At 74.6% G+C, this 13,053-nt stretch carries 9 protein-coding genes and 1 pseudogene; 6 read left to right on the top strand and 4 right to left on the bottom strand.

The genetic code is table 11. The annotated features are described in order from the left end of the window. Positions 1-70 precede the first annotated feature (70 nt). The 4 genes and pseudogenes from ACDF64_RS03530 to ACDF64_RS03515 form a co-directional block, all read right to left on the bottom strand. A pseudogene (locus ACDF64_RS03530) lies at positions 71-1,272 on the bottom strand (integrase core domain-containing protein). A gap of 251 nt (positions 1,273-1,523) precedes the next feature. After that, positions 1,524-2,300, bottom strand: a complete 777-nt coding sequence (locus tag ACDF64_RS03525) for an enoyl-CoA hydratase/isomerase family protein (protein ID WP_394553438.1) — start codon at positions 2,298-2,300, stop codon at positions 1,524-1,526. Positions 2,301-2,473: 173 nt separating this feature from the next. Beyond that, entirely contained in the window at positions 2,474-3,544 is a 1,071-nt protein-coding gene (locus ACDF64_RS03520; protein ID WP_394553437.1) for a hypothetical protein, read from the bottom strand. 173 nt (positions 3,545-3,717) lie between these two features. After that, a complete protein-coding gene (locus tag ACDF64_RS03515; protein ID WP_394553436.1) occupies positions 3,718-4,629 on the bottom strand; it encodes a LysR family transcriptional regulator in 912 nt (303 codons plus the stop codon). Between the two features lie 141 nt (positions 4,630-4,770). On the opposite strand from ACDF64_RS03515, the gene ACDF64_RS03510 reads away from it, so the two are divergent. The 6 genes from ACDF64_RS03510 (at position 4,771) to ACDF64_RS03485 (ending at position 12,891) form a co-directional block, all read left to right on the top strand. Next, the gene (locus tag ACDF64_RS03510; RefSeq protein WP_394553435.1) at positions 4,771-4,893 is read left to right on the top strand and encodes a hypothetical protein; all 123 of its coding nucleotides are present in this window, start codon (positions 4,771-4,773) and stop codon (positions 4,891-4,893) included. 176 nt (positions 4,894-5,069) lie between these two features. Then, positions 5,070-6,443 (top strand): threonine/serine exporter ThrE family protein, encoded by a 1,374-nt coding sequence (locus ACDF64_RS03505; protein ID WP_394553434.1) that lies wholly within the window; start codon positions 5,070-5,072, stop codon positions 6,441-6,443. A 10-nt stretch (positions 6,444-6,453) separates the two neighbouring features. Next, positions 6,454-7,023, top strand: coding sequence for an orotate phosphoribosyltransferase (gene pyrE / locus ACDF64_RS03500; RefSeq protein WP_394553433.1), 570 nt, complete (start codon positions 6,454-6,456; stop codon positions 7,021-7,023). After that, complete coding sequence (locus ACDF64_RS03495; RefSeq protein ID WP_394553432.1) at positions 7,023-10,982, top strand: septum formation family protein; 3,960 nt, start codon at positions 7,023-7,025, stop codon at positions 10,980-10,982. The genes pyrE and ACDF64_RS03495 overlap by 1 nt, the downstream gene beginning before the upstream one ends. Continuing rightward, positions 10,979-11,953: a ribokinase gene (locus ACDF64_RS03490; protein WP_394553431.1), complete on the top strand. Its 975-nt coding sequence runs from the start codon at positions 10,979-10,981 to the stop codon at positions 11,951-11,953. Before ACDF64_RS03495 ends, ACDF64_RS03490 begins: the two co-directional genes overlap by 4 nt. Continuing rightward, positions 11,950-12,891, top strand: coding sequence for a nucleoside hydrolase (locus ACDF64_RS03485; protein ID WP_394553430.1), 942 nt, complete (start codon positions 11,950-11,952; stop codon positions 12,889-12,891). Before ACDF64_RS03490 ends, ACDF64_RS03485 begins: the two co-directional genes overlap by 4 nt. Positions 12,892-13,053 lie beyond the last annotated feature (162 nt).

Genomic DNA, 13,053 nt, shown 5'->3' with positions numbered 1-13,053 from the left:
ATTCAGGATGAGAGCCGTCATGGCTGCATATACAGCTGTGATGTATCGGGACATCGGTGACGGTTCTGCATCAGGACATCGGTGACGTTTGGTGTGTCAGGACATCGGTGACGTTTTCGGGGTTGGTGGGCGTGGTCCGCGGGGGCGGCCGTTGCTGACGTACGTGGTGCCGGGTGCGGGTCGGGGGTGCTCGATCAGGATCGTGCCGTCGGTATCGGCGAACGTGATCGTCTCGGGGTTCTCGATGATCAGGATCTGGTGTCCGGCGAGTCGCCCGTCGATGTGGAACTTCACGCCGCGGACCTTGATCCCGCCGTTGGCCTCGACGCGTGCGAGCCGGACCTCGTCGGTGCTCGCAGGGGTCGGGTCGTAACTGCGTGGGCGGGTCGGCTCGATGGGCCGGGGTCGGGGTGGTTCGGCTGTCGGGGTCGCGTCCCAGGCCTGTTGCGGGGTGATCCGGCCGGGTAGGCCCTGGTGCGGGCGTTCGCGGTTGTAGATCCTGTCGAACCGGTCGACCTGGGCTTGGAGTTCGGCGAGGGTGTTCGCGAGGGGCTGTTGGTCGAGGAACCGGAACAGGGTCTGGTGGAAGCGTTCGTTCTTGCCCTGCGTGGTCGGTTTGTACGGTTTTCCGGTGATCGGTTCGATACCGAGCCGGGACACGTGGATCACGAGCCGGCCGTGGATGCCGCGACGGGACGGGTTCAACGCCGTCCCGTTGTCGGTGAGGAGCCGTTGCGGGACCCCGTGCGCGGTGATGCCCTTATCGACCACGGCGATCGCCGCGTCCGAGGTTTCCGACCATGCCACGAGCGACGCGACCGCGTACCGGGAATGGTCATCGATGAGTTGGAAGATCACGCACCGGCGGCCGCCGGTCAGGACGTACTCGGTCGCATCCAACTGCCAGCACGCGTTCGGTGCCGGGTACACGAACCGGCGGTACGCGGCCCGCGGCTTCTTCCTCGGCTCCGCACGAGCCACTCCCGCGTCACGGAAGATCCGCGCCAGCGACGCCGTCGACGGGGGGATCATCCCGAGGCTGAGCATCCGGTCGTGCACGCTGATCGGCCCGTGATCCAGACCCGACTGCTCCAGCGCGGCCCGCACCTGGATGGCGTGGACCTTGATGTCCGCACCGATCCGGGACGGGCTCACGGCCGGGCGTTTCGAGCGTGGCTCGAGCGCGGCCGCCGGCCCATCCGTACCGACCCGTCGACGGATCTCGTAGAACGTCTTCCGTGAGATTCCGTGCTCGGCACAGAACGTCGTCACCGCACCCCGCGGTGCGTCCGGTGGCCACTGCGTGATCGCGAGACGGACACGGGGATCGACAGGCTCGTTTCTGCTCACCCCGCCATCAGAGCCGCAGAAGTGTCACCACCAAACACCCACGAAGTGTCACCGATGTCCTGATGCAGAACCGTCACCGATGTCCCGACACATAACAGCTGCATATACAGCCCATGACGGCTCTCATCCTGAATTGGGATCAGGCGCTCCGGCGGCAGGGGGCCGGATCGGGGTCAGCGCCGGGTGAACGCCGCGATCCGCGCCTGCGCGGCGTCGGTCGCGAAGGCCCGCCCGATCGTGCGGGCCTCGTCGTCGAGCGACTCGGCGAACGTGCGCTCGGCCGCGGCCCGGATCAGCCGCTTGGCCTGGCCGTAGGCGTCGGTCGCGCCGGCGAGCCATCCGTTCGCGATCTCGAGCGCCCGGCCATCCAGTGCCGACGCGGCGACGACCTCGGTGACCAGGCCCCACTCGCGTGCCTCGACGGCGGTGAGCCGCCGGGACGTGAGCGTGAGCTCGAGTGCGCGGCGGGCGCCGACCGCGTCGGGAAGCAGCCAGCCCACGCCGCAGTCGGGCGTGAGGCCGACGTCCGCGTAGCCGCTCTGGAAGACGGCATCCTCGGATGCCACGATGACGTCGGCCACGAGCATGAACCCGAGGCCGCCGCCGACGGCCGGGCCCTGGACGGCCGCGACGATCGGCTTGGCGCTGTCGCGCAGCAGCAGGTGGCCCGCGTGGATCTCGTCGGCGAGCGCCGTGATGGTCGCCGACGGCGGTTCATCGGATGCCTCGGCGAGCGCGCTCATCGCGCGCAGGTCGCCCCCCGCGCAGAACGCGCGGCCCGCCGCGTCGAGCAGCACCGCGCCGATGTCGTCGCGCCGGGACACCTCGTCGGCGATCTCGCGCCAGCGCCGGATCGCGTCGGGATCGACGGCGTTCAGCCGCTCGGGCCGGTTCAACGTGATGCGGGCGAGGCCGTCGGCCACGTGCAGGAGGATCGCGTCGTTGCTCACCCTGCGAGCCTAGATCAGCACGGATCGAGCAGGCGCCGGGCGGCGGCGGCCGGGCGGGCGGCACGGCGGGCGGTGGCGGCAGGGCGGGCGCCGGGCGGCGGCGGCGCGGGTGGCAGGCGCCGGGCGGCGGCAGGGGCTGCACGGCGGGCGTCGTGGCCGGCCCGCGGCCGACCTCAGCCGATCCGCGTCATCCCCACGAGCGCCATGGTGGCCGAGTTGCCGTCGAGGCAGGTCTGGTAGAGCAGGTCGTAGCCGCGCGGCAGGTCGTTGGTCGTGTTCGTAGCCTGGTCGAGCACCGCCGCCACGCCCTCGATCCGGTACACGCCGGAGCGCGCGCCCTCGAGCACGACGATCGCGCCGGCCCAGCGTGGGAAGGATGCCCCGGAGCACTGCCAGTGCTCGGCGATGGTCGCGACGCCGTAGTTGCCGGTGACGTCGACGGAGCCGTTGCAGGCGTCGATCTCGCCGGTCCAGCCGGATGTCCAGACGTACTCGTGGTAGGCGTCGGCCCAGGGGTCGCCGCCGCCCGACCCGCCGCTCGAACCGGACGACCTGCCGACGGACCCGCCGGCGGAACCGCCGCCGGATCCGCCCGCAGCCGCCTCGGCCGCGGCGCGGGCCGCCGCCTCCGCGGCCGCGTCCGCCGCGGCCTTCGCCTCGGCGGCGGCGATCGCCTCGTTCACGCCGACCTGGGCGGACGCGACGGACTGCTCGGCCGTCGGCACGCGGAGCCGCTCGATGGTCGCCGCGATGTCGGCCAGCAGCACGGCCTGCGCGTGCACCTCGCGCGCGTCGGCGGATGCCGCGTCGGCGTCGGTCGTCGCGGTCGACAGTTCGTCGTTCGCGACGTCGATCACGTGATCGGCGGCCGCGAGCGCCGCGGTCAGCTGGTCGACCGCGGCAGCCAACGCGGACCGGGCGACCTCGTCGAGCGTGCGGCCCGCCGAGGCGTCGAGCAACGCGCGCGCCTGGTCGGCCGCGGGTCGGGCCGCGGAGACGACGGCCTCCGCATCGTCGGCCGCGGATGCGAGCTCGGCGCGCGAACTCGCGTACGTGGCGCTCGCCGCGGCCAGCGCGGCCTGCTCCCTGGCCTGTTCGAGCGCGGCGACCTCGGCCGCCCTCGCCTCGTGCACCGCGGCCGAGTACGAGTCGTACCAGGCCGCGCCGGTCAGCAACATGACGGCCGCCGTCGCCGTCGCGGTCATGACGACCACACGGCGGCGCCCCCACCCCCCCGGGTTCATGCGGTCATTCTGACCCACGCCCTGACCCCCGGACTAGGGGGTTTCACGATCCGGATTCCACCGCCGAACGCCGCGCCCGAACGCCGCGCCCGAGCGCCGCGGACGCCGCGCCCGAGCGCGGAGCGCGACCGCCCGCCGGTCGGCGGGAACCCAGGGCGCCCGCGCCGGCCTCGTCAGTCCGCGGCCGCGCCGAGGCGCGCCGCGCGCGCGCCGAGCACGTCGAGCACGGTGCGCACCGCGAGCCGCTGGGCGACGTCGGGACGCGCGAGGGCCACGATCTGCCGGACGGAGGTGACGCCGCGCAGCGGCTTCAGCACCATGCCGGGCGGCACCGGGCCGGAGGTGTAGCGGGGCACGAGCGCGATCCCGAGCCCGGCCTCGATGAACGCCTCGATGATGCGCATGTCGCTGAACCGCTGCGCGACGTGCAGGCGCCGCCCGGCCTGCTGTTCGATCGCGTGCAGGATCCGCTCGAACGGGAAGCCCTCCGGCACGCTGAGCCATTCCTCGTCGACCACGTCCTCCGGGGTGAGGTGCGAGCGGCCGGCGAGCCGGTGGTCCGCGGGCAGGCCGATGTCGAGCGGCTCGGTGAGCAGCGGCGAGACGAGGAGCCCGCGCCCGCCCCACGGAAGCTCGCCCGGCATCGCGTGCGCGAGCACGATGTCGAAGTCGTTCGTGAGGTCGGCGAACTCGTCGAGTTCGGGGTCGAGGTCGTTCGCGCGCACGACGAGCCCGGCGACGGCCGCGAGGTCCCCGAGCACGGAGGGCAGCAGCGCGGCGCCGACGGTCGGGAACGTGAGCAGGGTCACCTCGCCGCTGGGGTGGTTGCGGAACTCGTCCCACAGCGCGGTCGCGCGCTCGATCGCGACGGCGACCTCGGCGGCGCTCCGGGCGAGCGCGTGCCCCGCGCTGGTGAGTTGGATTCCTCGCCCGACGCGCTGCGTGAGCGGCATCCCCGCCTCGCGCTCGAGGACCTTGAGCTGCTGCGACACGGCGGAGGGCGTGCGCCCGGTGGCCTCGGCGACCGCGGTCACGCTCCCACGTTCGGCGAGTTCCCTGAGCAGGTCGAGGCGGCGGACTTCCATGTAGCCAGTCTAAACTATTCGTGAAGAACTATGAGCTTGTGCTGCACGGTTTTCCGATGCATCATGGATGAGTCGAGGTCGCGCGTCTGAGGGACACGCGCGCGACCGGGACCACCACTTCTCCATCGAAAGGAAACCGCCGTGATCGTCACCGTCCTCCTCCTGGGCGCGCTGGGCGTCGCAGGCATCGCCGGCACCTTCTTCGTCACCACGCGTGACGGGTACCGGCGCCAGCCGAAGGAGCAGTTCGCGCTGACCGCCTAGGTCGCGCCGCCGGAGCATCGCTCCACACCGAAGGGCCGCATCGCGAGAGAGGGACACCTCGCGAGGCGGCCCTTCGTCTTCCCGCTGCGCGTGGGCGCCCGACACCCCTGCACGCCTCCCGACACCCTCCCGCGCCGCGGGCTAGCGTGAGCGGGAGGGCGCGGGCAGGGGGGCTGATGGCGCTGGAGTCCGAGAACGCCGAAGTGCTTCGCCGGTTCCTCGTCGGCCTCGCGGAGGGCATGGTCGCCGCGCAGGATGCCGCGGACCGGATCACCGAGACCATGCGGCGGATCACCCGGGCGTACGGCCTGGACGACACCGACACCTTCGTGCTGCCGACGCTCATCATCGTGGCGACCGGCGGCGAGGATGCCGCGAAGATCGGGATCCGGGCGACGCGGACCACGACGCTCCGGTTCGACCAGATCGCCGCGCTCTACGAACTCCTGGCACGCGCGGAGGAGGGGGCCGTCGATCCGCGCGACGGAATCGAGCGGCTGAACGAGATCGGCGCGATGCATCCTCGGAGCCGATGGCCGCTGCGCGTGCTCGGCCATGCCCTGCTCGTGGCTGGGCTCGCGCTCCTGCTCGCCCCGACCTGGCAGGGCGTGCTCATCGCGTTCGGGCTCGGGGCCGTGCTCGGGCTCGCCAAGCTCATCCGCTCGCCGACCCTCCAACTCGTGTTCCCGATCGTCGCGGCCTTCGCCTCCGCGCTCACCGTGTTCCTGCTCGCGCCGTACGTCGAGCTCGGCGACCCGATCCGGCTCATGATCGCGCCGCTCGCGACCTTCCTCCCGGGCGGCGCGCTGACCACCGGGACCGCCGAGCTCGCGGCCGGGCAGATGATCTCGGGCTCGGCGCGGCTGGTGACCGGGCTGGTCCAGCTCGGGCTGTTGTCGTTCGGCATCATCGCGGCCGGGACCGTCGTCGGGGTGTCGTCGTCGTCGTACGAGCCGCTGGTCACGACCGAGCCGTTCCCGCTGTGGGCGGCCGCGATCGGCCTCGTGTGCTTCGCGGTCGGGAACTTCCTGCACTTCGCCGCGCCCTGGCGCACGTTCGGCTGGGTGTTCATCGGCATCCTCATCGCCTACGCCGGGCAGGCGGTGTCGAGCGTCCTCATCGGGGCACCCGTGAGCGGATTCGTCGGCGCGGTGGCCATGACGCCGTACGTGCTGTGGGTCGCGTCGCTCCGGCACGGTGCGCCGTCGCAGCTCACCTTCCTGCCCGCGTTCTGGGTGCTCGTGCCCGGCGCGGCGGGCCTCGTCGGCCTGACCGAGGCGATCCAGAGCCCGAACGGCGGCCTCGACGAGTTCGCGGGCGCGCTCGTCTCGGTCATGTCGATCGCGCTCGGCGTGCTCATCGGAACGGCGCTCTACCGCTGGGCGCGGCACAGCGCCGAGGAGGTCGCGACGTTCCACATCGAGCTGCCGACGTTCCGCACGCCCGAGGAGTCCCCGCTGTGGTCGCGGTTCCTCCCGGGCACGCCACGCTCGTTCTGGGGGCGGCGTGCCGACGAGGACACACCTTCCTCTGAGGGAGAGCCCACGTAAACTCGTCGCCGTGAATGCTGCACAGCCCGACGCCGCCGAGATCCGTCGCCGACTCATCGACCACATCTCCGCCGACGCGGTGTTCCACGGAGACTTCACCCTGACCAGCGGCAAGAAGGCGACCTACTACGTCGACCTGCGCAAGGTCAGCCTCGATCACCGCGTCGCCCCGCTGATCGGCCAGGTCATGCTCGACCTCATCGCCGACCTCGACGGCGTGCACGCGGTCGGCGGCATGACGATGGGCGCCGACCCGATCGCGACCGCGATCCTCCACCAGGGCGCGGCGCGAGGCCTCGCCTACGACGCGTTCGTCGTCCGCAAGGAGCCGAAGGACCACGGCCGCGGCAAGCAGGTCGAGGGGCCGGATGTCTCGGGCCGGAAGGTCGTCGTCCTCGAGGACACGTCCACCACGGGCGGTTCGCCGCTGAAGGCGATCGCCGCGCTCCGCGCCGCGGGCGCCGAGGTCGTGGCCGTCGCGGTCGTGGTCGATCGCGACACCGGTGCCCGCGAGGTCATCGAGGCCGAGGGCGTGCCCTACCTGTACGCGATCGGCCTGGAAGACCTGGGGCTCGCCTGATGGCGCGCGACGGCGGACGCAACGGTGCGGACGGTGAGCCGATCGACATGAGCGGCGCCGACTGGCTGCTCCAGCAGCTCGGCGGTGCGTCGGCACCGTCGACGCCGGCGACGCCGGCCGCGCCGGCATCCGCCGTCCCGGCGTCGTGGGCACCCGCGCCGCCGTCCGCCGCCGCACCCGCGCCCGCAGCGCCGGACTACCGGAGCGCCGAGCCGGTGCGCGGCGAGATCGACGACTGGTTCTCGCTCGCGGAGCCGGCGAAGCCGGCTCCGACCGCCGAGGCCCGCCCCGCCGGGGCCGAGTGGAACACCGGCGCGCCGACGTGGGCGCCGACGCCGCCGCCCGCGGTGCCCGGGGCGCCGGCTACGCCCCAGGCGTGGGAGCCGGCCGCACCGCAGGCGTGGGAGCCCGCCGCACCCGCATCGCCGACGGCCTGGGAGCCCGCGGCCGCCGCACCCGCCTCGTGGGAGCAGCCGGCCGCCGAGCAGGCACCGCCCTCGTGGGGGGAGCAGGTGCCGTCCTTCGAGCCGGCGCCGTCCTGGGAGCAGCAGGTTCCGCAGGCGCCCGCGTTCGAGCAGGCGCCGTCCTGGGAGCAGCAGGTTCCGCAGGCGCCCGCGTTCGAGCAGGCGCCCACGGCGGATGCCCCGGTCGTGGAGCCGCCGATCTGGGAGCGCCATGCCGCTCCGGCTCCGCAGGGTTGGGACCGACCCGCCGCGCCCGCGGCGTGGGAGCAGTCGCCGGCGGAACCCGCCGGGCGGCGCGCCGCCGCGGAGCCGACGTGGCAGCAGCCGGTCGCCGAGGAGCTGCCGGTCTGGGTGCAGCCGGAGTCCGCCACGCCCGCCGGATGGGAGCAGCCCGCCGAGGCGACCCCGCCCGGGCCGGTGACGCCGACCGGCTCGTTCGCACTCACCTGGGGCGAGAACCCGTCGCAGCACCTCGAGAGCGAGGAAGCCGTGCGAGAAGCCTTCCGGCGACTCTCCGAGCCCGCGTCGACGTCGGCGTCGTCCGGATTCCAGCCGACCGGATCGCCGGACGCACCCGCGCACGACGCGTCGACGGCCGAGTCCGCCTACGACCCGACGGATCCGTTCGCCGGCTACACGCCGCCGCCGGTCGCCCGCAAGTCGTTCACGCCCCTGCCCGCTCCCTCCGCCGACGAGTTGGATGCCGCGATGTGGTCGGCGTTCTCCGAGTCGAACCCGGATGCGGGCACCGCCGCGCCGGTATCGGAGGGGTGGCCGCCTGTATCCCAGCCGGCCGCGCCTGAGGCATCCTGGTCGCCCGCTGCGAGCGGGGCACCGGCCGGCTGGGCGGCCGAGCAACCGGCGTCCCAGCCCGGGGCCGTGTGGGAAGCGCAGCCCGATGCGGCGTGGGGTGCGCAGCCGGGTTCGTGGGCGGAGACCGCACCGCAGCCCGAGCAGCCCTGGACCGCCGCCGAGGCCTGGGCGACAGGTGCGTCCGCGCCCGCGGCCGAGCTGCCCGCGCAGGCGTGGGCGCCTGAGCAGGCCGCCCCGTCGGTGCCGGAGCAGCAGTGGACGGCCGAGCAGCCCGCCCAGTTCGTGCCCGAGCAGACGTGGGCGCCTGAGCAGCCCGCCCAGCCGGTGCCCGAGCAGGCGTGGGCCCCGGAGCAGCAGTGGGTCCCGGAACAGCCGGAGCAGCAGTGGGCGCCGGAGCAGCAGTGGGCACCTGAGCAGCCCGCCCACTCGGTGCCCGAGCAGGCGTGGGCCCCGGAGCAAGCGTGGGCGCCCGAGCAGACCTGGGCACCGGAGCAGCCCGCCCAGGCCTGGACGCCAGAGCCCGCCCAGCCCTGGACGCCCGAGCCCGCCGCCGCGGCGGACCCCTGGGGCGCCGGCGCCGAACAGCCCGCGGCCGCATCGGCATGGTGGCAGCCGGAGCCCGAGCAGCCCGAGCCCGAGCAGCCGGTCGCCGGATCGGTCCGACCGCTCCCGTCCTGGGGCGAGCCCGAGGCATCCGTGCCCCCGTGGGAGGCGGCGCCCGCCGCGCCCGACGCCGCGACGCCCCGATGGGAGCCGCAGGCCGCACCGACGCCGCCCGCCGTGTCGCGCCCGGCGCTCCCGTGGGAGGCCGAGCCCGCGTCGGCGTCGGTCGGCGACGACGCGTCGTTCCCCTTCATCGAGGTGCGCGGGTCGGTCGCGTCCGAGCCGGAGGCCGGTCGCGCCGGCGGATGGTCCCTCGACACCGACGTGGACGATCCCGGGGCGGACACGCGCACGCGCGCGTTCCCGGCGGCCCCGGCCCCGGCCCCGGCCGCGGCTGCCGCCGCGTCGTCGGCGACCGGGACGACCGACGACCTGCTCGCCGCGCTCGGCCGCGGAACCGCGCCCGGTCGATCGAACGCGCCCGAGGCGCCCGAGCTCCCGTGGGATGCGCCCGTCGCACCCGCAGGAGGTCCGGCGTCGGCGTCGGCGGCCGGCGCACTCGGGTTCGAGGCGCTCGGCCTGGCCGGGGCGTACGACGATGGGGCGGGGCATCCCGACTCCGACGACGCGGCGGATCGCCCGCGCGGCCTTCGCGGGCTGTTCGGCCGACGGATCGCCGACGACCTCGAGGACGACGATCTCGACGAGGATGCGCCCGCGGAGCCCGGCTACTTCTGGGGGCTCACGCCCGACCCGAACGCCGCCGACCCCAAGGCGACCGATCGCAAGGGCGGCGGTGCGACCGCGTCGGCGGATGCCCCGGGCCCGCGGCGCACGGGCGCCGTCGAGGCAGCTCCGGCCATCCCGCCGTTCGCGGCGATGCCCGCTGCGGCCCTCCCCTGGGAGACGCCGGAGCCGGCGTCCGCCGACAACGACTGGGACGCCCCGGATGACGCGGCCGGCTGGTCGCTCGGCGGCGACGAGGACGGCGGCGCGATCGACGGTCACGACGCCGGTGCCGCGGCGCCGGACGCGGACCACGACCTGCTCGCCCTGCTCGGCGGCGGTAGTGCCGGCGCGGTCGGCGGTGCCGGCGGCCCGGAGGCGGACTTCGACGAGACGGACTTCGACGAGGCGACGCCGACCGCGGCGTACCCGTGGGCCGAGGTCGCCCCGACCGAGGCGATCGGCGCAGCCGGCGTTGCGGCCGGCGGCCCGTTCGCAGCCCGATCCGCGGCCTCCGGCGTCGCGTGGGCGTCGGCGACGGGTCCCGCGGGTGCGGGTGCGCCCGGCGACGGCCCCGACCCGAGGCCCGCCGACCCCGGCGTGGACGACCTCTTCGGCTCGCTCGGCGCGTCGGACGACGTGCGGCCCGAGCCCCCGGCCCCGCCCCGCCCGCCGCGCGACGGCGGCGACGGACGCGGCGGCAACGGCGGTGGCGGACGCGGCGGCAACGGCGGCGACGGCGGCCGGAGCGAGGGCACCGGCGGCACCGGCGGCGGCAAGTCCGGCGGGAACCGGACCACGAAGATCCTGATCTGGGTCGCCGTCGGCCTCGTCGCCGCGATCGTGCTCATCGGCCTGTTCGTGTTCGGCACCCAGCTCGGCGGCAAGCCCGCGGCGACGCCGTCCACGTCCACGTCGGCGACGGCCGAGGAGACCGAGACGCCGACGCCCGAGCCGACCGCGCCGCAGCCCGCGGGCGTCCACGCCTGGGACACGCTGTTCGGCGGCGAGTGCCTCGAGCCCTTCGACTCGCCGTGGGCCGAGGAGTTCACCGTCGTCGACTGCGCGCAGCCGCACGCCGCACAGCTCGTCTACCGCGGTGAGCTCGCCGACGCCGCCGATGCGCCCTTCCCGGGCGAGGAGGCGATCGCGGGGCAGATGAACGGCCTGTGCACCGCGGCCGGCGTGATCAACGTGCAGGCCGCGGTCGGGATCCCCGACCTGCAGGTGCAGGGCACGTTCCCGGTGACCGAGGAGCAGTGGACCGCCGGTGAGCGGACCTACTACTGCTTCGTCAACCGGGCGAGCGGCGAGAAGCTGACCGCCAGCCTCCAAGGCCCCGGGCCGGCATGACCGGGGCCGGGCGCGGCCTGGTCGTCGTCGGCTCGCTGAACGTCGACACGACGAGCTACGTGCGCGACTTCCCCGCGCCCGGCGAGACGATCACCGCGCACGGCCTGCTCGTCGCGCTCGGCGGCAAGGGCACGAACCAGGCGGTCGCGGCGCACCGGTTCGGCGCCGACGTCACGCTCGTCGCACGGACGGGCGCCGACGCGAACGCGCGGATGGCCAGGGACACGCTCGCCGCGCTCGGGCTGTCGCTCGACGGCGTCGAGGAACTGGTGGATGCTCCGACCGGCGCGGCGGCGATCACGGTCGCCGATTCGGGCGAGAACACCGTCATCGTCGCGAGCGGTGCGAACGCGCGGCTGCTGCCCGCCGCGGTCGACGACGTGCGCGACCGCATCGCCGCGGCCAGGGTCGTGCTCACGCAGGGCGAACTGCCGCGCGAGACGATCGAGCACCTCGCGGCGGCCGCCGACGCGGTCGGCACGCGCTTCGTGCTCAACCTCGCGCCGTCGATCGTGGTCTCCTCGGCCGCGCTCGCCGTCGCCGACCCGCTCGTCGTGAACGAGCACGAGGCGCGCGCGGTCGGCATCGCACCCGACGGCGATGCGGAGGGCGCGACGAGCGCCTGGCTCGTCGCCGCGCAGGCCGCCGTCGAGGCCGGCACGGCCAGGTCCGTCGTCATCACCCTCGGCGCCGCCGGCGCGGTGACCGCCGAGCCGGGCCTGGCCCGGGCCTGCCCGGCGCCGCGCGTCGTACCGGTCGACACCACGGGCGCCGGCGACGGCTTCACCGGCACGCTCGCGGCCGCGCTCGCCGAGGGCCGCCCGCTGGCCGGTGCCGTCGAGGTCGCGGTCGCCGCCGGTGCGCTCGCGGTGCAGGCGCGCGGGACCGTGGGCTCGTACGCGCCCAGGGAGGCCGTGCTCGAGGCAGCGGCAGCCGCCGCCGCAGCTACAGCCGGGCCGGCAACGACATGAACGCCTCGCCCACGCCGGTCATCGTCGACTGCGACCCGGGCCACGACGACGTCTTCGGCCTGTGGCTGGCGGCGGGGCATCCTTCGCTCGACCTGCGCGCGGTGACGACCGTCGGGGGCAACGTGCCGCTCGAGTTCACCCGGCACAACGCCCGGGTCGCCCTCACGGTCGCGGGCGTCCACGACGTGCCCGTCGCGGCCGGGGCATCCGGTCCGCTCGTCCGCCCGCTGCAGACGGCCGAGTGGATCCACGGCGCCAACGGCCTCGGCGGGCCGGACCTGCCCGAGCCGACCGTGCCGCTCGACCCGCGCACGGCGACCGAGCTCATGGTCGACGTGCTCGCCGAGGCATCCGAGCCGGTCGCGATCGTCGCGACCGGACCGATCACGAACGTCGCCGTGCTGCTGCGCGACCGGCCGGACCTCGTCGGGCGGATCCGCGAGGTCGTCTGGATGGGCGGGTCGACCGAGCGCGGCAACGCCACGCCGTACGCCGAGTTCAACGCGCTCGTGGACCCCGAGGCGCTCGACCTCGTGGTCCGCAGCGGCGTGCCGTTCACGATGGTGGGGCTGAACGTCACCCACTCCGCGCTCGTGACCCCGGCGGTGCGCGAGCGGGTCGCGGCGATCCCGACCCGCACGGGCGCCTTCGGCGACGAGCTCCTCGACTTCTTCTGCCGCACCAACGACGAGGTCTTCGGGATGCCGGACGGGCCGCTCCACGACCCGGTCGCGGTGGCCGTGCTCGCCGACCCCGCCTGCGTGCGGACCGTGCGCACGCGCCTCGACGTCGAACTCGCGGGCACCGAGACCGCGGGCGCCACGAGCGTCGACTTCGACGGGATGCTCGGCCGCGAGCCGAACGCGTCGGTCGCGGTCGCGCTCGACGTGCCGAGGTTCTGGGACACCATGATCGGGGCACTCGCGCGGCTCGCGTGATCGCCGGCGCCGCTCCGAGTCGGGCGCCTCGGCGGTCGTCCATCATGACGCCGCGCGTCGTACCCACGACCCCCTGACCCGGCTCGTCGAGCGTCATCATGCGTCATCCGAGCCCCCGGGATCGGAGCCCTCCGCGACGTCCCGTGACCTCGGTTGACGGGC

The sequence above is a fragment of the Agromyces sp. MMS24-JH15 genome, from assembly GCF_043518605.1.
Taxonomy (GTDB): Bacteria; Actinomycetota; Actinomycetes; order Actinomycetales; family Microbacteriaceae; genus Agromyces.
This window is presented reverse-complemented; position numbering and strand designations above follow the sequence as displayed.

Excerpts from the sequence above, each read along its gene's own strand:
- ACDF64_RS03515 (WP_394553436.1), bottom strand. The coding sequence starts at position 4,629 with ATGGAAGTCCGCCGCCTCGACCTGCTCAGGGAACTCGCCGAACGTGGG.
- ACDF64_RS03495 (WP_394553432.1), top strand. The coding sequence starts at position 7,023 with ATGGCGCGCGACGGCGGACGCAACGGTGCGGACGGTGAGCCGATCGAC.
- ACDF64_RS03490 (WP_394553431.1), top strand. The coding sequence starts at position 10,979 with ATGACCGGGGCCGGGCGCGGCCTGGTCGTCGTCGGCTCGCTGAACGTC.
- ACDF64_RS03520 (WP_394553437.1), bottom strand. The coding sequence starts at position 3,544 with ATGAACCCGGGGGGGTGGGGGCGCCGCCGTGTGGTCGTCATGACCGCG.
- ACDF64_RS03485 (WP_394553430.1), top strand. The coding sequence starts at position 11,950 with ATGAACGCCTCGCCCACGCCGGTCATCGTCGACTGCGACCCGGGCCAC.
- ACDF64_RS03505 (WP_394553434.1), top strand. The coding sequence starts at position 5,070 with ATGGCGCTGGAGTCCGAGAACGCCGAAGTGCTTCGCCGGTTCCTCGTC.